Consider the following 22257-nt stretch of genomic DNA (forward strand, 5'->3'; position numbering starts at 1 on the left):
CGTGGTCGCGCGGTGCGTGCCCCGACCAGTAGTCTGTCATGTGAAATGTCACACACCACGTGATGTGCGCCATACGACGCCGCGCGACGCCATATGACGCCATACGAGGCCATGGAAGGCCGGACGAGCGGAGGAAACCGTGACCGAGGACCTGAAGACCGCCGAGCCCCCGGCCCCGCTGCCCGCCGCCGACGGCCTGTTCAGCGTGTCGACGGACGCGGCGCACCTGAACCACGGGTCGTACGGCGCCGTGCCCCTCCCGGTGCAGCGCGCGCAGGAACGGCTGCGGACCGAACACGAGCTCGACCCGGACGGCTTCTTCGCCGACCTCCCGGCCAGGATCGCCGCCGCCCGGGCCCTCATCGCCGCCGAACTGGGCACCGACCCCGACCGGCTCGCCCTGGTCGCCAACGTCACCGAGGCGGTCGCGATCGCCCTGGACACCCTCCCGCTCGCCCCCGGCGACCGGATCCTGGTCACCGACCACGGCTACGGCGCGGTGACCCAGGCCGTCGCCCGCAAAGCCGCCGAGACCGGAGCCGAACTGGTCGTCGCTCGGATCCCGCTGGACGCCCCGGACGAGCACGCCGTCCGGGAGGCCGTGCTCGCCGCCGTGGACGCACGCACCACCGTCGCCGTCCTGGACCAGCTCACCTCGCCCACCGCCCGCCTGGTGGCCGGCCCGGCCCTGCTCGCCGACCTGCGCGAACGCGGCGTGACCACCGTCGTCGACGGCGCCCACGCGCCCGGCATGCTGCCCGCCCCGGCCGACCCGAACGCCGACTTCTGGTTCGGCAACCTGCACAAGTGGGCCTTCGCCCCGCGCGCCACCGGCGTCCTCGCCGTCCGCCCCGAGTGGACCGGCCGGGTACGCCCGCTGGCGCTGTCCTGGGAACACGACAAGGGCTTCCCGGGCAACGTCGAATGGCGCGGCACCTGCGACTACACGCCCTGGCTGGCCGCCCCGGCCGGCTTCGACCTGCTGCGCACGCTCGGCCCGGCGGCGGTGGCCGCCCACAACACCGCGCTCGCCGCGTACGGCCGGCAGGCGCTGGTCGAACGCGCGGGGCTGGAACCGCTGCCCGCGACGCCCGGGGTGTGGATGCGCACGGTCCGGCTGCCGGCCGGCCACGGCGAGACCGAGCCGCAGGTACGGGCGCTGATGGCCGAGGTGTGGCAGCGGCTGCGCACCCGCATCGCCGTCCGCCCCTGGGCCGGCGGCGGGGTGCTGCGGATCAGCGCCCAGCTGTACAACCGGCCGGAGGAGTACGAGCGGCTGGCGGACGGGCTGGCGGGGGTGCTCAAGGAGCTGGAGGGCTAGCGTCCGAGGCTCGCGTCCCCGCGCAGGTTCGCGTCCCCGCGCAGTCCCGTGTCCCCGCGCGGGCTCGCGTCCCCGCGCAGCTCCGCGAGCAGCAGGTTCCGGTCGGCGAGCAGCCCGGTGAGGATCCGCCGGGCCGCCCGCAGCAGGTCGGCCACGTCCCCGCCGGCCAGCGCGTAGACCACCGTGCTGCCCTCCCGGGTGGCGGTGACGATGCCGGACCGGCGCAGCACCGCGAGCTGCTGGGAGAGACTGGAGGGTTCGACCTCCAGCTCGGCGAGCAGGCAGCGGACGGGCGTCGGCCCGGCCTGGAGCAGTTCCAGCACCCGGATCCGGACGGGATGGCCGAGCATCCGGAAGAACTCGGCCTTGGCCTGGTAGAGCGCCACCGTCACGAGGCCCCCCTTCCTGGTGTCGGTCCGGGTTCAGATCTCCAGCGATAGTTCGATCCGCTTGAGCTGGTGGCGGGCCATTGCGAGGTTGGAGCGGCTGCGGTTGAGCGCCAGGAAGAGGAACAGGCCGCGCCCGGTGGGCGTCGTGATCGGCCGGACCATGTGGTACTGGTTGGTCAGGCTGATCAGGATGTCCTCGATCTCGTTGTCGTGCAGGTTGAGCATCTCCATCGCCCGCATCTTGGCGCGGACCACGTCGGTGTTCCCCGCCGCGGCGACGTTGAGGTCCAGCTCGCCGCCGTCGCCGAGGCTGCCGAGCGCCATGCCGCTGCCGTAGTCGACCAGGGCGACGCCGATCGCGCCGTCGATCGACATGGCGTCCTTGAGGGACGTCTCCAGGTTCGCCATCGTGGCTGTCCTCCCGTGCGTCGGCGGCCGTGTGCGGGCCGCTTGGTGGCCGTGTGGTGGCTGTGACGACGACGGTAGGAAGCCTGCGGCCCGGTCCACCGGGAATGACCGGAGATGTCCGAACTCGGACGCATCGCGATCGCTTGAAGACATTTGCAACTATGGAGCTGTGCGGGAACTGATCCGTAGCGCGAAAAAACGGTGCTATCGATGTCAGTCCTCCCGGGTAACCTCTCGCTGAGATGCGAGATCACACCAACCACACCCGGACGGCGATGAACACCCCCGATCCAGAGCCCCAGGTCGACCAGGAGCTCAGCCCCGCCGAGGCGTACGCGGCCAGTCGTCGCCGGGCCAAGGAACAGGCCACCGCCCTGTACGGCTTCCAGCAGCTGTACGACTTCCCGCTGGACGACTTCCAGCTGGAGGCCTGCGAGACGCTGGAATCCGGCTCGGGCGTCCTGGTCGCCGCCCCCACCGGCTCCGGGAAGACCATCGTCGGCGAGTTCGCCGTGCACCTGGCCCTGGCCGCCGGGCGCAAGTGCTTCTACACCACGCCCATCAAGGCCCTGTCCAACCAGAAGTACGGCGACCTGGTCAAGCGCTACGGCGCCGCCAAGGTCGGCCTGCTCACCGGCGACAACACCGTCAACGGCGACGCCCCCGTGGTGGTCATGACCACCGAGGTGCTGCGCAACATGCTCTACGCCGGCTCCAGCACCCTCAACGGCCTCGGCTACGTCGTCATGGACGAGGTGCACTACCTCGCCGACCGCATCCGCGGCGCCGTCTGGGAGGAGGTCATCATCCACCTTCCCGAGTCGGTCACCCTCGTCTCGCTCTCCGCGACCGTCTCCAACGCCGAGGAATTCGGCGACTGGCTGGACACCGTGCGCGGCGGCACCAAGGTGATCGTCTCCGAGACCCGCCCGGTGCCGCTGTGGCAGCACGTGATGGCCGGCAACCGGATGTACGACCTGTTCGCCAACCCCGACCGGGACGGCCGCCCCAAGAACAACCTGAAGAACCCCGGCAAGGCCGTCAACCCCGAACTGGTCCGGCTCGCCCGCTCCGAGGTCGACCGCAACCCCCGCGACCGCTTCGGCCGCGGCCGGGGCCGCTCGATGCCCAACGGCCGTCCCGGCCGGGTCTGGACACCGGGCCGGGTGGACGTCATCGACCGGCTCGACGCCGAAGGCCTGCTGCCCGCGATCACCTTCATCTTCAGCCGGGCCGGCTGCGAGGCCGCCGTCCAGCAGTGCCTCAGCTCCGGGCTGCGGCTCAACAAGGACTCCGACCGCGCCCAGGTCCGGGCCCTCGTCGAGGAACGCTGCGCCGACATCCCCGACGAGGACCTACACGTCCTCGGCTACTTCGAGTGGCTGGACGGCCTGGAGCGCGGCATCGCCGCCCACCACGCCGGGATGCTGCCCCGGTTCAAGGAAGTCGTCGAAGAGCTCTTCGTGAAGGGCCTGGTCAAGGCCGTCTTCGCGACCGAGACCCTCGCGCTCGGCATCAACATGCCCGCCCGCTCGGTGGTCATGGAGAAGCTGGTCAAGTGGAACGGCGAGACCCACGCCGACATCACCCCCGGCGAGTACACCCAGCTCACCGGCCGGGCCGGTCGACGCGGCATCGACGTCGAGGGCCACGCCGTGGTGCTCTGGCAGCGCGGCCTCGACCCGGAGGCGCTGGCCGGCCTGGCCGGCACCCGTACTTACCCGCTCAAGTCCTCGTTCCGGCCCTCCTACAACATGGCCGTCAACCTGGTCTCCCAGTTCGGCCGGCACCGCTCGCGCGAACTGCTGGAGACCTCCTTCGCCCAGTTCCAGGCGGACCGCTCGGTCGTCGGCATCGCCCGCCAGGTGCAGCGCAACGAGGAAGGGCTGGACGGCTACCGCGAGTCGATGACCTGCCACCTCGGCGACTTCGACGAGTACATGGAGCTGCGCCGCCGGCTCAAGGACCGCGAGAACGAGATGGCCCGCGAAGGCACCAGCCAGCGCCGCGCGGCCGCCGTCGAGTCCATCGAGCACCTCAAGCCGGGCGACGTCATCCACGTCCCCACCGGCAAGTTCGCCGGCCTCGCCCTGGTCCTCGACCCCGGCCTGCCCCCGGTCGACCGCTCCGGCCGGGGCGACCGGCGCCACCCCGACTTCCAGGACGGCCCGCGCCCGGTGGTCCTCACCGCCGAACGCCAGGTCAAGCGGCTCGCCATGATCGACTTCCCGTACCCGGTCGCCGCGATCGAGCGCGTCCGCATCCCCAAGTCCTTCAACCCGCGGAGCCCGCAGTCCCGCCGCGACCTCGCCTCCGCGCTGCGCACCAAGGCCGGCCACCTCGAACCCGAACGGTTCCGCAAGGGCCGCGCCGCCGCCGCCGACGACCCGGAGATCACCCGACTGCGGGCCGAACTGCGCCAGCACCCCTGCCACGGCTGCTCCGACCGCGAGGACCACGCCCGTTGGTCCGAGCGCTACCACCGGCTGCACCGCGACACCGAAATGCTGGAACGCCGGATGCGCTCGCGCACCCACACCATCGCCCGCACCTTCGACCGGGTCTGCGCCCTGCTCACCGACCTCGGCTACCTCCGCGGCGACACCGTCACCGACGACGGCAAGCGGCTCGGCCGGCTCTACGGCGAACTCGACCTGCTCGCCTCCGAATGCATCCGCGAAGGCGTCTGGAGCGGCCTCGCCGCCGCCGAACTCGCCGCCTGCGCCTCGGCGCTGGTGTACGAGGCCCGCCAGGCTGACGACGCCGGAGCCCCCCGGGTGCCGGAGGGCGCGGCCAAGGAGGCGCTGGGCAAGATGGTCCGGATCTGGGGCCACCTGGACGCCCTGGAGGAGCAGCACCGGATCAACACCGCCGAGGGCGTCGGCCAGCGCGAACCCGACCTGGGCTTCGCCTGGGTCGCCTACCGCTGGGCGCTCGGCCACAACCTCGACCAGGTCCTGCGCGACGCCGACATGCCCGCCGGCGACTTCGTCCGCTGGACCAAGCAGCTGATCGACGTCCTCGGCCAGATCCAGGACGCCGCCGGCGAGGACGCCGACCTCCGCAAGACCGCCCGCAAGGCCGTCGACAGCCTCCGCCGCGGCATCATCGCCTACTCCTCCGTGAGCTGACCGCGCAACGCCAAGGGGCCCGCACGTTCGCGTCGTCGAACGTGCGGGCCCCTTGGCGCTCCCACCCCCACCCGCCTGCCCGCCGCCGCTTCGGCTCAGCCGAAGCGGCGGCGTTGTTTCCAAACTCCGAGGCCCGCGCTGACGGGGACGTAGGGAGTTGGACGACCCGCTCCCCAGGGAACTGGGGCGCGGGCAGAGGGATGGGCAGAAGCAAGGTGATCCCAGGCGAGACGTTCAGTGAGCAGGGTCCACCGGGGCGAAGTAGTCGCGGAGCATCTCCGTCGTCCACGCGGGCTGGCGCACCTCTCCGCGCGGGCCGAACTCCTCGAACCAGGGCTTCACTTCGAGGACCGGGGTGCCGTCGATGGCGTCCAGGTCCTCGACGTGCAGGTCCAGGCCGTCGACCTTGACGAGCCGGCAACGGGAGGACCCCAGCCAGTTGATGCGCCGCATGTTCCGGTGGCCGAACACGCCGACCTCGGGCCAGTCCGGGTTGTCCCGGGGACGGCGTGCGCCGAAGTTCAGATCGGCCGGGTCGGTCTTGTGGAACCGGAAGATCACATCGAGGTGGGAGAACTCCTCCAGCCCCTTCGTCGCGTCGAGCGGAAACCTGTCGCCGTCCAGTCGGATGATGGCACGTGTCCCTCCCCAGTAGTCGTCGGTCGGTTCCGTTCGGCCTCCCACAACATGCCCGAGCGCCTCCACGCTGAAGACTTCACCCACGTGCTTCCCCTCCTCTGAACGGACCCGCCAGGACGGCGGGTCAGATGGTGGCCGCCAGGTACTCGGCGGCGAGCCTGTCGATGGTGTCGATGGCCTGCACCTTCCGTCCGCGATAGGGCGACAGAGCACTGCGGATGCCCAGGGCGACATCGCGGGTACGGGCGGAGCGGACCGCCTGCATGGCGTCGAGCGACCGGGACCAGATTGTGCAGGCTTCCTCGATCGAGTGTTGCCGGGCCTTCACGAGGCCCAGGTGACCGAGGGTCACCGCGTGGGTCCTGGTGAAGGAAGCGACCTTCCGCGTTGCAACGCTGCGTTCGAACTCCTTCGCCGCACCTTCCAAGTCGCCGAGGTCGCGTAGCGCCGACGCCGTTTCGTGCGCCAAGGAGGCCTCGCCGAAGAAGAACACCCGGGCCGGTTCGTCGTCGCCGGGCGAGGCCGCGGACAGATCCCGCTCGGCCTGAAGGAGCGCGGCGTTCGCCTCCGCGGTGCGCCCGGCAGCAGCGAGAGCACGTGCGTGGACGACGCCGAGCAGGGACCGCTCGCGAGGGCTGGCGAGCCCGTACCGGTCGCCGGCCATGGATGCCTCGGCGACCCTGACGGCATGGTCCGGCTTCCGGAGGTCGACCGCCTGGTGGGCCATGGCGCGCAGTACGTGGCCGGCCATCGCGGCGTCGTCGGCCTCGGCCGCCAGCTTCACGGCGACGGTGTAGTAGTGCTGGGCGGTGGGGTGCTCGCCGTTGTCGAACGCCGTCCACCCTGCCAGGTAGGCGAGTTCGGATGCTGCGGAGAACATGTCCCGCCGAATCCGGTCGGAGGAGAAGGTGCCCTGGAGGAACTCTCCGACGTCCGTGAGGAGGTACTGCGCGACCGCCGTGCGGCCGTGCCCGCCGCCACGGCGCTGGTCGAGCTGGGAGAACAGCCCCGCCATCTCGCGGACGGCGTCCACATCGGCCTGGCCGGAGCGGCGTTGTGTGATGCCGCGACTCTCCGTTCGGGCCATGTGCTCCCACCAACTGTCGGGGGGGATACTCAGCGCTCCAAGAGAGTACGTGAGCGTGCGGAGGAGCTGTCTGCGTTCCACGTCAACGTCGATCCGTCCAAGAGCCGCCAGGGCTTTCAGCGTATCCAAACCCCAGTCACGTAGATCCGATTGCTCGTCTCCGAACCCCATCGCACACAGGGTGACGTCACGGTTCAGCCAGGTGGTGAGCACCTGCGTGAGGTACTGAGGGATGTTCCCGGAGGGCATCACGCCCTGGCGGACCCATTGCGTGACGGATGCCCGGCTCGGCCGTGCCGGATCGTTGTGACCGGCCGCGACGGCGCACAAGGCCCGGGCGAGGGCTTCGTTCGGTCGGCCTGTTTCCCGGATGAGCTGTCCCAGCCGTTCATTGGGCTGGCGGGTACGCCCCATGGGGGTCTCCTGGCGGTGCCGTTTAACCGGTTTAACAGCGGAAGGTAGCCGACACCTTACTCCCAGCGAACTTGGGCGGTTTGCTGTTCGTGCAAGGCAGTCACAGGTTGCACTGCGAATGTTCCGTCACGTTCGGCCAGCAGCAGGGACGTTTTCCCGAAAGCCCGGCCCCGAGTGAGTGAGGCGCCCTCATGGAGCCCGGATCACACATCATCACGACGAGGTTTACCGCTGAACGGGAGCGGATCGGTGAGCTCCGCCGCTGGGCCCGGATGGCTGTGCCGCTGCTTGGTCTCGGCTTGGACGACCGGCAGCGCGGTGACGTGCTGGGCGACGTGGAACTCGTCCTGTCCGTACTCGGCACCAACGCCGTGCAGCACGGCTGCGGCGGCGACCAGCCGGATCTGAAACTGACCGCCTCTCTGACGTCCGCCCCGGGTGTGCTGCGAGTGTCCGTGGCCGACCCGGGCGGCGGCAGGCCCGAGTGCCGGTCGGTGAGCGACGAGGCGACCTGTGGGCGCGGCCTGAGGTTGGTCATGGGGGTCGTGTCCCGGTTCGGTGTCGAGAACCTTCCCGAGGGTGGCAAGGAGATCTGGTCCGAGATCGACCTGCCCGATCCGGTTACCGGGTGGTGCGTGACCTCGTCATGCTCACCGAGCTGATGGAGACGGTGCGCCGCACTCACCTCGACGCCCCACACCCGCCGGCAGGCCGCCCACCGAGTCGCGTGCCTGCGGGGAGCCCCCGGGGCCCCTGGACCTGGGGGCCGCGAAGAACCGAGCAAGGAAACGGAGTTCACATTGGACGTGACCCAAGGGGTCTTCGTCACCCTCGACGGTCTGAGTGCGAGCGGGAAGACCACCGTCGCCCCGCTGGTCGCCGCGTTCGTCAACGGCGTTCACCTCACGGACGGGGCATTGCCGACGTTCCCCCGCATGCGGGCGGAAGTCGACGCCGCCGGCGTTCTGTCGGCGCGGTTCCACTGGTGGATGATGGCCAACCACATCAAGTCCGAGACCGCGCGGGCGCTCGTGGAGGTCGGCCGAACGGTGGTGGTCGAGTCCTACTTCCCGCGCACCATCGCCACTCACAGGGCGATGGGGCAGGACTGCGTGCCGGAGTACCCGAGCGATGCCCTCGTGCCGGACGTGCCGATCCTCCTGGGAGTGGACGAACGCGTACGCCAAGAGCGGCTCAATCGACGCTCCGAGCGAGGGACGCTGACGTACTGGCACCAGCGGGAAGAGCCGAACGTGGCGGAAAGCTCCCGCGTGTACCGGGAGTTCGGTCTGGTGCCGGTGGACGGCACCGGCCGTACGCCCGAGGAGGTGGCGAGGGGCATCGCCGATATCGTGCGCGCGCATGCCCGTACCGCATCGAGGAAGGCAACTTCCCATGACCGCGATTGAGTTCGAGGCGAAGGTCCTCAACATCGAGCCGGAGACGATGCGCGCCCTGCTGGCGGAAGCCGGCGCCGAGCACCTGCGTGACCGGTTCCAGCGCCGCTATGTCTACGACATCCCCGGTCGGCCGGGTGCGTGGGTCCGGCTGCGTGACACCGGTTCCGACGTCACCCTGTGCGTCAAGGAGATCCACTCCGACGCGATCGACGGCGTCACCGAGACGGAGACGAGCGTCGGCGACTTCGACGCCATGAACACGCTCCTCGGCAAGCTCGGCTACCAGCCGAAGGCGTACCAGGAGAACCGCCGGTCCTCCTGGACGCTGGGCGGCGCGGCCATCGAGATCGACCACTGGCCGCTGATCCCCCCGTACCTGGAGATCGAGGGCGACAGCGCCGAACACGTCCACACGACCGCGCTCTCGCTGAAGCTCCCCTTGGGGGAGCTGACCAGCGAGAACACGACCAAGGTCTACCGCCGGTACGGGATCGACATCGAGGCGATCCCCCGGCTCACGTTCGAGTGACAGGAGACGAACCTTGTCGGCAACCAACCGTCCGGCGGTCAGGGTCGTCCGCGACAGGACTGTCCGCATCAAGGTGATCGACGACTGCGGATTGGCCTGCACGTTCTGCCACAACGAGGGAACGCCCGTCACCGCCGACCACCGAGGCCGCACCGAACTGCCCTTCGCGGCCGGTCCGGGCAGGACCGGCCGCGTATCGATCTACAGCGAGACGAACGGGGTCGGCTTCCTTGCCGCCAGGATGGCCCCGGACATGTCTTTCCGACGTGCGGTGCGAACCGTGGCGAGGGCGTTCGACGCCGACGAGGTTCACCTCACGGGCGGGGAACCCACGCTCCACACGGAAGTGTCCTCGCTGGTCTCGGCGCTCACCGGAATGGGGCTGAGCGTCGGAATGACCAGCAACGGGGAGCGCGGCCGGCAGGTCATGCGGGATTGCTCGGCGGCCGGCCTCAACCGGGCCAATGTCTCCGTCTTCGGCACGACCCCCGAAGAACTCCGAGCCGTTCAGTCCGAGCGCTTCAGGTCGGCGGGTCTGGCCGGGACGAAGATCCGCGCCGCGGAGCAGACCATCCGGGCTGCCGTTTCCAACGGCGTGAAGGTCTCCGTGAACATCGTCGTCCCCGGTATGACCCACGTCGACCGCATCGTCAACCTGGTGGAGTCGTACGGTCAGTTCGCGGACGTGCGGATGCTCACCAGCATCCAGGACGGAGCGGAGTCGACCGCGGCCATCTCCGAAGTGCTCGCCCGTGTCGGCGCGGAACCGGTGCTCCGGACGTTCACCGCTGGGACTTCCGATGAGCGCACCCTCTACCGGGCGCTCGGCAGCCGGGCGGTCTATGTCAAGCGATTGCTGCCCGTACGGCTTCCCGGTACGTGCGCGTCGTGTCGTTTGAACAATGACACGGACTGTGAGGAGGGCTACTACGGCATCCGCCTGTACCTCACTGATCAAGGGGAGTACATGGTGGGCGTCTGTATCCAGCGGATGGACCTCTGCGTTCCTGTGCCCGAGTTGCGGAGGAGCGGGATCGTGGAAGAGGTGAGGGCTTTCAAGGATGCAGAGGTCCGAAGGCTGACGAGCGCGTCCGGGACCGCTGCCTGACCGAGGCCGAATGTGGCGGGTGGCCGCGGGCTGCGCAACGCCAAGGGGCCCGCACGTTCGACGACGCGAACGTGCGGGCCCCTTGGCGTTGCGCAGTGCGGCCGACGGCGCTCGGGTCGAAGTGGACAAAGTAGGATGACTCAACTCCCGCGCTACGCGCGAAGAGTTCCATCAATGTTCCATTTGCCCGATTTATCTCCCGCTTCACACGCACGGAGCCACCCTCATGGACAAGCTGTCCACCGCCGACACCGACGGCGCGATAGAGACCCGCGGTATCGAACCCGTCCCGGACCACGAGCGCCGGGGCAGAGTCCGCGAGCTCTTCCCGACCTGGGTCGCGGCGAACATCAGCGTCCTGCTCCTCACCATGGGCGCGGCCCTGGTGGTGTTCAACCAGTTGAACTTCTGGCAGGTCCTGATCGTCGCCGCGTGCGCCGCGCTCGCCTCCTTCGGCATGGTCGGCCTGCTGTCCGTCTCCGGCAAGTGGGGCGGAGCCCCGGGTGCCACGCTCTCCCGGGCGACCTTCGGTGTGCGCGGCAACCTGTTCCCCGGCGCGATCCTCTGGATCGCCCGGTTCGGCTGGGAGACGATCAACGCCGTCACCGGTGCCTACGCCGTGCTGACCGTCCTTGACCTGCTCTTCGGCGTCAAGAGCAACACCGTGCTGATCGTCGTCACGCTCTTCGTCTTCGTCGCCTGCACCTTCCTGGTCTCCGGCATGGGCCGGAAGGCGCTGAACGTCTGCAACACCTGGTCGACGTACCTCTTCGGCATCTTCAGTGTCCTGGTGCTGGGCTACCTGGTCGCGACCATGCACTGGAGCGAGGTCTTCGCCAAGCCCGCGGGCACCACCGCGATGATGATCGCCGGCATCGGGACCATCGCCGCCGGTGGCATCAGCTGGGTCCCCACCGGCCCGGACTTCGCCCGCTACCTGCCGCACGCCGCCTCCGGCCGGAAGATCGTCGGCGTGACGGTCTCCGGCGCCGGCCTGGTGATGGTGCCGATGGTGCTGATGGGTGCCGTGATGGCGGTGGCCTCGCCGGGCCTGGCCGAGGCCGCGGACCCGGTCTCCTTCCTCGGCGACCTGCTGCCGACCTGGCTGGCCGTGCCCTACCTGCTGACCGCGATTGTCGGCATGCTGCTGATCAACAGCCTCTCCATGTACTCGGCCGGCTTCACCGCGCAGACCATGGGCGTCAAGCTGCCGCGCGCCATGGCCGTCAGCATCAACGCCGTGATCTCGCTGGTCGGCGGCCTGCTGCTGATGCTGGTCGCCAAGAGCTTCCTGGGCTCCTTCATCACCTTCCTGATCCTGCTGGCCGTCTCCTTCTCGGCCTGGATCGGCGTCTACGCGGTGGACATGTTCCGGCGCCGCTCGCGCGCGGTGCGCTACGACGCCGCCGCGCTGATGGACACCGGCCGGAGCAGCCGGTACTGGTACGTGGGCGGCTTCTGCTGGCAGGCGATGGTGTCCTGGGTGCTCGCGCTGCTGATCGGGCTCGCCTTCACCAAGTGCGACTGGTTCGCCGGCCCGTTCTCCGGCACTTTCGTCGGCAAGTACGGGCTCGCCTGGGCGGCGACCATCGTGATCTCCGGCGTGATCATGGCCGTGCTTCCCACGCCGCGGGAGAACACCTCCGCCGGCGCCGAGCAGCCCGCCGGTCTCCAGGCGGAGCAGGCCGAACGGGTCACCGCCTGACCGCGTGACGCCAACATCCCGGACGCCCCCGTCCGACCGAAAGGGCCCGCCGCACCGAGTGCGGCGGGCCCTTCGTGTCGGGCTGCTCAGCGCGTCGCCAGGGCTTCCAGGACGCGGTCGAGGGAGGTGCCGAGGCCCCAGCGGGTGGCGAGTTCCTCAAGGGTCATCGGGTCGAGGGGTTCGCGGGGGAGGGCCGGGTCGAAGGCGGGCAGGGGAGCGTCGTCGGCGACCCGGACCACCTTCGGGGCGACGTCGAGGTAGGCGGAGCCCTCGACGATGTTGCGGCGGCGGGCGGGGGTGAGCTTGGAGGCGAGGTCGAGGGCGGCGGCGCGGATGCCGGCGAGGTCCCCGTACTCGTTGATCAGCTGGGTGGCGGTCTTCTCGCCGATGCCCTTGACGCCGGGCAGGCCGTCCGACGGGTCTCCACGCAGGGCGGCCATGTCGGCGTACCGGGCGCCGCGCACGCCGTACTTCTCGAGCAGCAGCGCGTCGTCGGTGACCTGGAGGTTGCCCATGCCCTTGACGGGGTAGAGCACGGTGATCCCGCGGGCGTCGTCGACCAGCTGGAAGAGGTCGCGGTCCCCGGTGACGATCTGCACCGGCCCCTTGGCGCGGGCCGTGAGGGTGCCGATCACGTCGTCGGCCTCGTAGCCGGGGGAGCCGACCCGGGCGATGCCGAGCGCGTCCAGCACCTGCTCGATCACCGGGACCTGCGGGGCCAGCGTGTCGGGCACCTCCTCCTCGCCGTCCTCGGCGGCCTCGGCGACCCGGTGGGTCTTGTACGAGGGGACGAGGTCGACGCGCCACTGGGGGCGCCAGTCGGCGTCCATGCAGGCGACCAGTTCGTCGGGGCGGTGGTCGTGGACCAGCCGGGCGATGAAGTCCAGCAGGCCGCGGACGGCGTTGACCGGCTCGCCCTGCGGCGAGCGCAGGGTGTCCGGTACGCCGTAGTAGGCCCGGAAGTACAGGCTGGCGGAGTCGAGCAGCATCAGTCGCGGTGCGGTCACGCCTCCGATCATGCCGTACGAGGGCGACATCGGAGGGCCTCGGTGCCCGTGCGGCGCCAGTGCCCGTGCCCGTGCCCGTGCGGCGTCGGCGTTCGTGTGCCGTCAGCGCTCGTGCGCCGTCAGTGCTCGTGCGGCCCGGCGCGGTGGACCGGGCCGTGGGCGTCGGCACAGTGCTCGGCGGCCGTGTCGCCCGGGGCGGCGATCTGCAACAGTGCGCCCGCCTCGTCCTCGCCGACGTGGTCGACCTGGAGGGTGCTGTGGGTGATCCCGTACTCGTCGGCGAGCCGGCGTTGGAGCTGGCGCCGGACGGCGTGGCAGTCGCCGCCGGGGGTGACCAGGATGTGCGCGGACAGCGCCGGCTGGCCGGAGGTGATCTCCCAGATGTGCAGGTCGTGGATCTCTTCGACCAGCGGCTCGGTGACCATCCGGTCGGCCACCGCGTCCGGGTCGATCCCGGCCGGGGCGGCTTCCAGGAAGATCCGCCCGGACTCCCGGACCAGTGCGACGCCGGCCTTGAGCATCAGCGCGACGACGATCAGCGAGGCGATCGCGTCGGCGCGGGCGAAGCCGGTGGTCAGGATGATCAGACCGGCGACGGCGGTGGCGATGAAGGCGTACAGGTCGGTGAGGACGTGCTGGAAGGCGCCCTCGACGTTGAGCGAGGTGCGGTTGGCCTTGGACATGCACCAGGTGGCCGCGAGGTTGACCACGATCCCGATCAGCGCGGTGACCAGCACCAGCGAGCCGGTGACCGCGGGCGGCGAGATCAGCCGGGTGACCGCCTCGTAGCCCAGCCAGGCCGAGAGCACCAGCAGGGTGACGCCGTTGGCCTGCGCGGAGAGGATCTCGGCGCGCTTGAGGCCGTAGGTGTAGCCGCCGCGGGCCGGGCGGGCGGCGAGCCGCATCGCGATCAGGGCGAGCACGATCGAGGCGGCGTCGGTGAGCATGTGGGCCGCGTCGGAGATCAGCGCGAGGGACTTGGCGGCGAAGCCGACCACGACCTCGCCGGCCATGAAGACGACGATCAGGGCGAGGGCGCTGAGCAGCCAGCGGCGGTCCGCGTCGGCGGAGACGCCGTGCGAGTGCCCACCGTGGCCGCCGTGCCCGCCGTGGCTGCCGTGTCCGCCATGGCTGCCATGTCCGCCGTGACCGTGCGCGTGCCCGTCCCCGTTCGACGGCTGGTGGTCATGCGCATGATCATCGTGCGAATGCTCGGGCCTGGCCATGGAAGTCCTCTCTGGGCGCACGGATGGGAACAGGGGCGCGGCGCGACCGCCCTGCAACCGAAGTGAACCGCAGAATCGACAAAGATCCAAAGGCTGTACTGGTGACCGTTGTCGTTGCCGTTCGGGTGGCTTTACCCGGCGCACGCCGCAGCCGTCCGACCAGCAGAAATCCCCTGCGCCCGCGCCCAGTTGAGCTATCCCAGCGCCGCCATGTCCAAGGCCGGGTCCAGCGCCACCGCGTCCAGGGCCGCGGCGGTGGCCGCCCGAACCAGGGCCCGCATCAGCCGCAGGTCGTCCCCCTGTTCCGGATGCCACTGCACCCCGAGCGTGAAGCCGGGCCCCTCCAGCGCCTCCACCGTGCCGTCCGGCGCGTGGGCGCTCACCCGCAGGCCCGTCCCGACCCGGTCGACGGCCTGGTGGTGGAAGGTCGGTACCTCCAGCTCGCACTCCGGCAGCAGCCCGCCCAGCAGCGTCCCCGGCACCGGCCGCACCGGGTGCGAGCCGTACTTCCCCGGCGAGCCGCCGTGCACGTCCACCGGCACCACGTCCGGCAGGTGCTGCACCAGCGTGCCCCCGCACACCACGTTCAGGACCTGCATCCCGCGGCAGACGGCCAGCAGCGGCATCCCCGCCGCCAGCGCGGCCCGCAGCAGCGCGACCTCCCAGACGTCCCGCTCCGGCGAGTCCACCTCGGTCGCCGGATGGGCCGGCTCCCCGTAGTACGCCGGGTCGATGTCCGGCCCGCCCGCGATGACCAGCGCGTCCAGCCGGGCCAGCACCTCCGGCGCGCGCTCCGGGGCGTCGGGCGGCAGCAGGACGGCGACCCCGCCGGAGTCCCGGACGTACGCGGTGTACCGCTCGGGGACGAGAGCGACCCGACGGCTCCGCCAGTGGCTCCAACTCGCGTCCACCAGGTAGGTGCTGACACCGATCAAAGGCCTGCGATCCATGGCGCGCATTCTCCTCCCGAACCGCCCGATACCCCGTCAACCACGCATATCGGCGCGCCACACACGCCTGCCCTCTTCCGCCCCGCGAGGCGCAGGCCGTACGGTTCGCTGTGACTGCTTGATCTCGAAGAGTGATCGACGGGTTCGAGGTCGTCACGGCCATCCGGGCCACCAGACCACCGAGACCATCGAGACCACCTAGACCATCGAGACCACCCAGGACACGAGGAAGGAGGGTTCCGTCATGTCCGAGAACGCCGCACCCGGGAACGCCGCCGCGGGGCCGCCGCCCCGGCCGCCGCTGACCCTGGACGAGCTGCGCACCCTGGTGGACGCCGGCAAGGTGCACACCGTGGCACTCGCCTTCACCGACATGCAGGGCCGGCTGCAGGGCAAGCGCTTCGCCGCCCGGTTCTTCCTCGACGAAGTCGCCGAGCACGGCGCCGAGGCCTGCGACTACCTGCTGGCCGTCGACGTCGACATGAACACCGTGGACGGCTACGCCTTCTCGTCCTGGGCCACCGGCTACGGCGACTTCGCGATGCGCCCCGACCTGGGCACCCTGCGGCTGACCCCCTGGCAGCCCGGCACCGCCCAGGTCACCGCCGACCTGGCCCGGCACGGCGGCCACCCGGTGGATGCCGCCCCGCGCCAACTGCTGCGCCGCCAGATCGCCCGGCTCGCCGAGTACGGCCTGGCCGCCGACATCGGCACCGAACTGGAGTTCCTGGTCTTCCGCGACACCTACGAGCAGGCCTGGCTCGGCGGCTACCGCGGCCTGACCCCGGCGAACCTCTACAACGTGGACTACTCGATGCTGGGCACCGCCCGGGTCGAGCCGCTGCTCTCCCGGATCCGCAACGAGATGGCCGGCGCCGGCCTGGTCGTGGAGTCCGCCAAGGGCGAGTGCAACCTCGGCCAGCACGAGATCGCCTTCCGCTACACCGACGCCCTCACCACCTGCGACCAGCACAGCGTCTACAAGACCGGGGCCAAGGAGATCGCCGCCCAACTGGGCTGCGCGCTCACCTTCATGGCCAAGTACGACGAGCGCGAGGGCAACAGCTGCCACATCCACCTCTCGCTGCGCGACGCCGTCGGCGCCCCCGCCTTCGCCGACCGGGACGGCCGGATGACCGACACCATGCGGCACTTCCTGGCCGGCCAGCTGACGGCGCTGCGCGAGTTCAGCGTGCTCTACGCCCCGAACATCAACTCCTACAAGCGCTACCGCCCGGGTTCCTTCGCCCCGACCGCCGTCGCCTGGGGCCGGGACAACCGCACCTGCGCCTACCGGGTGGTCGGCCACGGCCCCGGCCTGCGGATGGAGAACCGGGTGCCCGGCGGCGACGTCAACCCGTACCTCGCCGTGGCCGGGATGATCGCGGCCGGCCTGCACGGGCTGCAGCGCAAGCTGGAGCTGCCCACGCCCTGCCTGGGCAACGCCTACGCGGTCGAGGAGTACGCCCGGGTGCCCGGATCGCTGCGCGAGGCCGCCGCGTTGTGGGCGGAGAGCGAACTGGCCCGGGAGGCCTTCGGCGACGACGTGGTCGACCACTACCTGAACATGGCCCGGGTCGAGCAGGCCGCCTACGACGGCGCCGTCACCGACTGGGAGCGCTACCGATCCTTCGAACGGATGTGACGCGTGACCGACGGACGTGACGCATGACCGACTGGACACCCTTGGGCGGCTTCGGCGAGTCCGGGGTGGGCCGCGAGCGGGGGCCGGACGTGCTGCGCCGCGTCACCGAGACCAAGAACGTCTTCATCCAGAGCGAGGAGTGACAGCCCGATGAGCGAGAAGCACGCCGCGCGGGACGAGGTGGTCTGCCGCCGGCTGGTCGGCCGCACCGCCGTGGTCACCGGCGCGGGCAGCGGCATCGGCCTGGCCGCCGCCCGCCGGCTCGCCTCGGAGGGGGCGAAGGTGGTCTGCGCCGACCTCGACGAGGAGACCGGGCGGGCCGCCGCCAAGGAGGTCGGCGGGCTGTTCGTGCACACCGACGTCACCGACCCGTACATGGTCGAGGCGCTGTTCGACGAGGCGTACGAGACCTACGGCAGTGTGGACGTCGCCTTCAACAACGCGGGCATCTCGCCGCCGGAGGACGACTCGATCCTGACCACCGGCCTGGACGCCTGGAAGCGGGTCCAGGAGGTCAATCTGACCAGCGTCTACCTGTGCTGCAAGGCCGCGTTGCCGTACATGCGCCGGCACGGGCGTGGCTCGATCATCAACACCGCCAGCTTCGTGGCCCGGATGGGCGCGGCCACCTCGCAGATCTCCTACACCGCCTCCAAGGGCGGGGTGCTCGCGATGTCCCGCGAGCTGGGCGTGCAGTTCGCCCGTGAGGGGATCCGGGTCAACGCGCTCTCCCCGGGGCCGGTGGACACCCCGCTGCTGCGCGAGCTGTTCGCCGAGGCCCCGGAGCGGGCCGCCCGCCGGCTGGTGCACATTCCGCTCGGCCGGTTCGCCCGGGCCGAGGAGATCGCCGCCGCGGTGGCCTTCCTGGCGAGCGACGACTCCTCGTTCATCACCGCGAGCGAGTTCCTGGTCGACGGCGGGATCTCCGGGGCGTACGTCACCCCGTTGTAGTCCGGTGCGCTGCTTCTCACCGTAATTTCATCGAAAACCGGGGGAATTCCGTGCCGCGCTGATTTCGCGCTTATCCGGCTGCCTTTAGATTCTCTGCTGTGAGCGAGCAGATTCCCGCCGGGTGGTACCCGGATCCGAAGGACCCCACCGGTGACCCGAGGCCGCAGCGGTGGTGGGACGGCAAGGGCTGGACAGCCGACACCCGGCCCACGCCCTCGGACGCCCCGGACTCGACCGCTCCCGCGGCCGATGCTGCGGCACCCGGCGCCCCGGAGGGCCCGGACACCCCGGAGGGCCCGGCGGCCCCGGAGGCCGGCGATCCGGGGGCGACCGATCAGACCCGGGTGCTGGAGGGCGAAGTCCTGGGCAGCGGCCCGACCGTCCGCTATCCGGAGCCGCCGCCCTTCGGCGCCGCCTTCGGTTCACCGCTGCCGCCGCGCAAGCCCCGGCGCAAGCCGTCCAAGCTGGTCGTGGCGACCGTCGCCGCCGCCCTGCTCGGCCTGGGCGCGGGCTCGGGGATCACCTACCTCGCGATGGACGGCCACGGGGACAAGCCCAAGCCGATCGCCCAGCACACCCCGCGAGGCGCCTATGGGCCGTGGGACGGCTACCCGGGCGGTGGCAATGGTGGCAACGGCAATGGTGGCAACGGCGGTGGCGGCAACGGGAGCAGCGGGGACGGCAAGGGCAACGGCAAGGGCAACGGGAACGGCAAGGTCCGGCCCGGCGCCGACACGGCGATCGACGTGGTGAACCGCCTCACCTTGCCGGTCCCGAACGGCTGGCAGGCCGGCACCACCGGCGACGGCTACGCCATGATCACCGTCGGCTCCTACGCCTGCCCCGACGGCAGTGGCGACTGTACCCTCGGCGGGGTGAACACCGGCCGGATCGACGGTGGCGGCACCGACGCCCAGACGGCGGCCAAGGCCGACATCGCGAAGGTCGCCAAGGAGTCGTACGGCAACATCACCGGGCACCAGGAGCTCAAGTCCGAGGCGGTCAAGGTCAACGGCCAGGACGGCTACCTGGTCCGTTGGAAGGTGGACGCGCCCAAGGGCAACAACGGCTACGTGGAGACCGTGGTCTTCCCGTCCGCCGACGGCAAGTCGCTGGTCTCGGTGCACTTCGGCTTCGACATCGCCGACAAGGCGCCGGACGTCGCCGTGATGGACACCATCGTCAAGGGCATCACCGACTTCAAGGGCAAGATCCCGAGCATTCCCGGGATGCCCGGCACCGGCCCGGGCGGCAGCGCGGGCTCCGGCCCCGGTGGCACCGGGGGCACCGACGGGACCGGGGGCACCACCACCTGAGCCCCGCGCTCCTCACACAGCGGCGGCCCACCCGGGAGGGAAACCCCGGGTGGGCCGCCGCCGTCATGCGGTGACGGAACCGGGCCGGACGGGGGTGTGACCGGCCCGGCCCCGCCTCCGGCGTCAGGCGTCGCGTCGAACAGCCTCGACGCGGCGGCGCCGGAGCACCATGCCCGCCCACCCGACGCCGATCGCGGCGGCGCCGGCGAGCAGCAGCGGACCGGTGGCCGAGGTGCCGGCCACGGCGGCGGAGGTGGTCGGGACGATCTGGCCGGCCGGGGCGTTCGGGTCCCCGCCGTGGCCGTGGTGGGCGACCGTGGACCTGGGCGCGTCGGCCGCGATCTGGGCGTCGCTTGGCGCGGCCGGGGCCTGCGCGGCGAGTGCCGGGGCGGCAGCGGCGGTGGTCGAACCGAAGTCGATGTCGGAGCAGCTGTAGAACGCCTCCGGGCTGTCGCTGCGCTGCCAGACCATGTACAGCAGCTGGCGGCCGGTGCGCTGCGGCAGGGTGCCGGAGTAGGTGTAGTAGCCGTTCGTGGCGGTGCGGTCGACCTGCACCTGGGCCACCGGTGTCGGGTCGAGGTCCGACCACTTCAGCGGCTTGGTGGGGTCGTAGCTCGGCTTGGTGATGTAGACGGTCTGGGTGCCGATGTGCGGCGCGGTGGTGCGGAACTGGAAGGTGAACGCGCCGGCCTTGACCGGGGTCGCGGGCCAGTCGGTGCGCGGCCAGTCCAGCGCCTTGTACTTGTCGCGGTTGGCCGAGCAGAGCTTGCCGTCCGGGATCAGCGCCTGGTGGTTGCCGGCGGCGTTGGCGATGTTGACCTCGTTCCAGTCGTACAGCGGCTGGGTGCCGCTCGCGGCGACGAGGTCCTTGCAGACCTGGGACACCGGGTGCTCGGGGCCCTCCGCGTAGCACGCGGCGACCCGGCTGACGGGGTTGGTCATCGTGCCGTGCGCGCCGGCGGTGCCGGCGGTGGTCGCGGCCACCGCGAGGACCGCGGCGCCGACCACGCCGACGGACAGGGCACTTCGCTTGATGGACATGGGGTGGGGACTCCTTGGCCGTCGTTCCGGGCGAGTGTGGGGGAACGGACACGCCTGCCCGCTCGGGAGCCGCCGGCCCGGCGCGCGACCCCCGGCCAGAGCGTAGGATTGGTCTGGACCAGATGGCAATAGCCATGCGTGGAGCACTTGTTGACGGACTGTAGGCCCCAGAGCAGCACAAAGGCCCGATGGAAGGCTGTCGTTAGCCGTTCCATCGGGCCCAGTTAAGGCTGCGGAAAGGTCAGAAGTTCAGGCTGCCGTTGATCGTGTCGGCCTGGACGACCTTGCCCTTGCCGACCTGGATGACGGTGCCGTGGACCGTCATGTCCTTGAGCTCATTGTGGTACACGGTGGTCGCCTGCTCGGGCCGCCTGGGCGCGAACTCGTCGAGGATCGCCTGGAGTTCGGCGACCATGGCCGGGTTGTTGGCCAGCAGTCGGCGTAGCTTCGGCTCCCACTCGCCCTGTGCGCTCCGGGCGGCGGACTCGCTGTCGCCCTCCTGCGCCGCGACCAACTCGGCCTGGGTCTCGTCCAGTTCCTCGGAGACCGACTCCGCCCGGCGGCCGAACATCGCGGCAACGCGCGGCTTGACCCGCTCCCAGGCCGAGCTGACCATGAGGCCGGCCAGAGCGGTCGCGCCCCTCGTTGCAATCTCCGTGATCTCGGCGTCCATGCCGCTCCCCTCGTCACTACCGCAGTGTCGGCACCACCGTAGGGCAATGCCGGACGAAGCGTCAGAGGAACGCCTTCCCCTCGCCCCGGTACGTCGGTACGGTCCGCACGATCCGGTCGCCCTCGATGAGGTGCAGCTCGGCGAAGCGCTCGCACAGCTCTCCCGCCTTGGCGTGCCGGAACCAGACCCGGTCGCCGATCAGCAGGTCGTCCGCGGCGGAGCCGAGCAGGGGGGTCTGGACCTCCCCGGCGCCCTCCATCGGGTCGTAGCGCAGGCCCTGCGGCAGGTACGGCACCGGCGAGCGGTCGGGGCCGGCCGCGCCGGAGGCCGGGTAGCCGCCGCCGAGGACCGTCACCACGCCGACGCCGGGGCGGCGTACCACCGGCTGGCCGAACAGGGCGGCCGGACGGCCCCGGAACGAGCGGTAGTTGTCGAACAGCTGCGGCTGGTACAGCCCGGAGCCGGCCGCCACTTCGGTGACGGCGCGCTCGGCCACGGTGGACTCCACGCTGCCGGTGCCGCCGCCGTTGACGAACTCCAGCTCTGCCACCTGGCGCAGTCGCCGGACCACCGCCGCGCGCCGTTCGGCGAGTTCGGCCCGGGCCTTGGCCTGCATCAGCCGGATCAGCTGTGAGCGCACCGGCCGTCCGGGCATCCGGTCGCCCACCCCGGCGACGTGTCCCTCGTACGCCATCAGGCCGACGACCCGGAAGCCCCGGCGGTGCTGGACGAGTTCGGCGAAGGCGCCGAGGTCCTCGGGGGTGCGCAGCGGGGAGCGTCGGGCGCCGACCCGGACCCGGCCGCCCAGCAGGTGCAGGGCGGTGTCCAGTTCCAGGCAGACCCGGATCTCGGCGTCGCCGGTCCGGGCCTTGTCGATCAGGTCGAGCTGGTCCGGGTCGTCCAGGACGACGGTGATCTCCCGGGCGGTTTCGGGGTCGGCGGTCAGCTCGGCGAATCCGTCCCGGTCGGCGGAGGGGTAGGCGAGCAGGATGTCGCGGACGCCGGTCCGGGCCAGCCAGAGCGACTCGTCGAGGGTGAAGCTCATCACCCCGGCGAAGCCGTCGGTGGCCAGCACCCGCTCCAGCAGCGCGCGGCAGCGCACGGACTTGCTGGCGACCCGGATCGGCTTGCCGCCGGCCCGGCGCACCAGGTCGGCGGCGTTGGCGTCGAAGGCGGCGAGGTCCACGACGGCCACCGGCCCGTCCAGGTGGGCGGTGGCGCGGTCGTACCGGAGGCGGTCGGAGACCGGGGCGGGCGCGGGTGCGTCGAGGATCACCATGGGCGCAGGGTGCCACAGCGGGCTACCGGTGGGTAGGG

Annotated in this window: 20 protein-coding genes; 10 read left to right on the top strand and 10 right to left on the bottom strand. The window is 71.0% G+C overall.

The features are described 5' to 3' along the window. Nucleotides 1-139 precede the first annotated feature (139 nt). Nucleotides 140-1321 carry an aminotransferase class V-fold PLP-dependent enzyme gene (locus ACZ52R_RS13095; protein WP_465616936.1) on the top strand — a complete coding sequence of 394 codons (1182 nt, stop codon included), beginning with the start codon at nucleotides 140-142 and terminating at the stop codon, nucleotides 1319-1321. On the opposite strand, the gene ACZ52R_RS13100 is transcribed toward ACZ52R_RS13095, so the two are convergent. Together ACZ52R_RS13100 and ACZ52R_RS13105 are read right to left on the bottom strand one after the other, a co-directional pair. Then, nucleotides 1318-1713: an ArsR/SmtB family transcription factor gene (locus ACZ52R_RS13100; RefSeq protein WP_465753466.1), complete on the bottom strand. Its 396-nt coding sequence runs from the start codon at nucleotides 1711-1713 to the stop codon at nucleotides 1318-1320. The two genes, ACZ52R_RS13095 and ACZ52R_RS13100, sit on opposite strands and share 4 nt — an antisense overlap. A 30-nt stretch (nucleotides 1714-1743) precedes the next feature. Beyond that, nucleotides 1744-2118, bottom strand: coding sequence for a hypothetical protein (locus ACZ52R_RS13105; RefSeq protein ID WP_360498337.1), 375 nt, complete (start codon nucleotides 2116-2118; stop codon nucleotides 1744-1746). Nucleotides 2119-2393: 275 nt separating this feature from the next. On the opposite strand from ACZ52R_RS13105, the gene ACZ52R_RS13110 reads away from it, so the two are divergent. Beyond that, complete coding sequence (locus tag ACZ52R_RS13110) at nucleotides 2394-5249, top strand: DEAD/DEAH box helicase (RefSeq protein WP_465617415.1); 2856 nt, start codon at nucleotides 2394-2396, stop codon at nucleotides 5247-5249. A 234-nt stretch (nucleotides 5250-5483) separates the two neighbouring features. Here the strand turns inward: ACZ52R_RS13110 and ACZ52R_RS13115 are convergent, their stop codons facing one another. Together ACZ52R_RS13115 and ACZ52R_RS13120 are read right to left on the bottom strand one after the other, a co-directional pair. Next, entirely contained in the window at nucleotides 5484-5972 is a 489-nt protein-coding gene (locus ACZ52R_RS13115; RefSeq protein ID WP_465616940.1) for an SAM-dependent methyltransferase, read from the bottom strand. Between the two features lie 40 nt (nucleotides 5973-6012). Further along, the gene (locus tag ACZ52R_RS13120; protein ID WP_465661797.1) at nucleotides 6013-7389 is read right to left on the bottom strand and encodes a Tat pathway signal protein; all 1377 of its coding nucleotides are present in this window, start codon (nucleotides 7387-7389) and stop codon (nucleotides 6013-6015) included. 191 nt (nucleotides 7390-7580) lie between these two features. Here ACZ52R_RS13120 and ACZ52R_RS13125 point away from each other — a divergent pair, with 191 nt between their 5' ends. The 5 genes from ACZ52R_RS13125 to ACZ52R_RS13145 all read left to right on the top strand — a co-directional run bounded on the left by ACZ52R_RS13125 (nucleotide 7581) and on the right by ACZ52R_RS13145 (nucleotide 12131). Further along, the gene (locus ACZ52R_RS13125; RefSeq protein WP_465661799.1) at nucleotides 7581-8051 is read left to right on the top strand and encodes an ATP-binding protein; all 471 of its coding nucleotides are present in this window, start codon (nucleotides 7581-7583) and stop codon (nucleotides 8049-8051) included. Between the two features lie 138 nt (nucleotides 8052-8189). Further along, nucleotides 8190-8798 (top strand): hypothetical protein, encoded by a 609-nt coding sequence (locus ACZ52R_RS13130; protein WP_465616946.1) that lies wholly within the window; start codon nucleotides 8190-8192, stop codon nucleotides 8796-8798. Next, nucleotides 8785-9318, top strand: a complete 534-nt coding sequence (locus ACZ52R_RS13135; RefSeq protein WP_465616948.1) for a class IV adenylate cyclase — start codon at nucleotides 8785-8787, stop codon at nucleotides 9316-9318. The genes ACZ52R_RS13130 and ACZ52R_RS13135 overlap by 14 nt, the downstream gene beginning before the upstream one ends. Nucleotides 9319-9331: 13 nt before the next feature. After that, nucleotides 9332-10426: a radical SAM protein gene (locus ACZ52R_RS13140; protein ID WP_465661801.1), complete on the top strand. Its 1095-nt coding sequence runs from the start codon at nucleotides 9332-9334 to the stop codon at nucleotides 10424-10426. A 226-nt stretch (nucleotides 10427-10652) separates the two neighbouring features. Next, complete coding sequence (locus ACZ52R_RS13145) at nucleotides 10653-12131, top strand: purine-cytosine permease family protein (RefSeq protein ID WP_465616952.1); 1479 nt, start codon at nucleotides 10653-10655, stop codon at nucleotides 12129-12131. 86 nt (nucleotides 12132-12217) lie between these two features. Here the strand turns inward: ACZ52R_RS13145 and ACZ52R_RS13150 are convergent, their stop codons facing one another. The 3 genes from ACZ52R_RS13150 to ACZ52R_RS13160 form a co-directional block, all read right to left on the bottom strand. Continuing rightward, nucleotides 12218-13120 carry a 5'-3' exonuclease gene (locus ACZ52R_RS13150; RefSeq protein ID WP_360498533.1) on the bottom strand — a complete coding sequence of 301 codons (903 nt, stop codon included), beginning with the start codon at nucleotides 13118-13120 and terminating at the stop codon, nucleotides 12218-12220. Nucleotides 13121-13257: 137 nt separating this feature from the next. After that, the gene (locus tag ACZ52R_RS13155) at nucleotides 13258-14364 is read right to left on the bottom strand and encodes a cation diffusion facilitator family transporter (protein WP_465753467.1); all 1107 of its coding nucleotides are present in this window, start codon (nucleotides 14362-14364) and stop codon (nucleotides 13258-13260) included. A gap of 194 nt (nucleotides 14365-14558) precedes the next feature. After that, on the bottom strand, nucleotides 14559-15314 hold the full coding sequence (locus tag ACZ52R_RS13160; RefSeq protein WP_465616956.1) for a gamma-glutamyl-gamma-aminobutyrate hydrolase family protein: 756 nt from the start codon (nucleotides 15312-15314) through the stop codon (nucleotides 14559-14561). Between the two features lie 244 nt (nucleotides 15315-15558). Here ACZ52R_RS13160 and ACZ52R_RS13165 point away from each other — a divergent pair, with 244 nt between their 5' ends. The 3 genes from ACZ52R_RS13165 (at nucleotide 15559) to ACZ52R_RS13175 (ending at nucleotide 19226) form a co-directional block, all read left to right on the top strand. Continuing rightward, entirely contained in the window at nucleotides 15559-16959 is a 1401-nt protein-coding gene (locus tag ACZ52R_RS13165; protein ID WP_465616958.1) for a glutamine synthetase family protein, read from the top strand. A 150-nt stretch (nucleotides 16960-17109) separates the two neighbouring features. After that, a complete protein-coding gene (locus tag ACZ52R_RS13170) occupies nucleotides 17110-17910 on the top strand; it encodes a 3-oxoacyl-ACP reductase (protein WP_465753468.1) in 801 nt (266 codons plus the stop codon). Nucleotides 17911-18008: 98 nt separating this feature from the next. Then, nucleotides 18009-19226 (top strand): DUF2510 domain-containing protein, encoded by a 1218-nt coding sequence (locus ACZ52R_RS13175; protein ID WP_465616962.1) that lies wholly within the window; start codon nucleotides 18009-18011, stop codon nucleotides 19224-19226. A 123-nt stretch (nucleotides 19227-19349) separates the two neighbouring features. On the opposite strand, the gene ACZ52R_RS13180 is transcribed toward ACZ52R_RS13175, so the two are convergent. The 3 genes from ACZ52R_RS13180 to ACZ52R_RS13190 form a co-directional block, all read right to left on the bottom strand. Beyond that, entirely contained in the window at nucleotides 19350-20267 is a 918-nt protein-coding gene (locus tag ACZ52R_RS13180) for a lytic polysaccharide monooxygenase auxiliary activity family 9 protein (protein WP_465753469.1), read from the bottom strand. 241 nt (nucleotides 20268-20508) lie between these two features. Next, a complete protein-coding gene (locus tag ACZ52R_RS13185) occupies nucleotides 20509-20940 on the bottom strand; it encodes a hypothetical protein (RefSeq protein ID WP_465753470.1) in 432 nt (143 codons plus the stop codon). A 61-nt stretch (nucleotides 20941-21001) separates the two neighbouring features. Then, a complete protein-coding gene (locus tag ACZ52R_RS13190; protein ID WP_465753471.1) occupies nucleotides 21002-22219 on the bottom strand; it encodes an amino acid deaminase/aldolase in 1218 nt (405 codons plus the stop codon). Between the last annotated feature and the right edge of the window lie 38 nt (nucleotides 22220-22257).

This window comes from Kitasatospora sp. NPDC034023, from assembly GCF_055575795.1.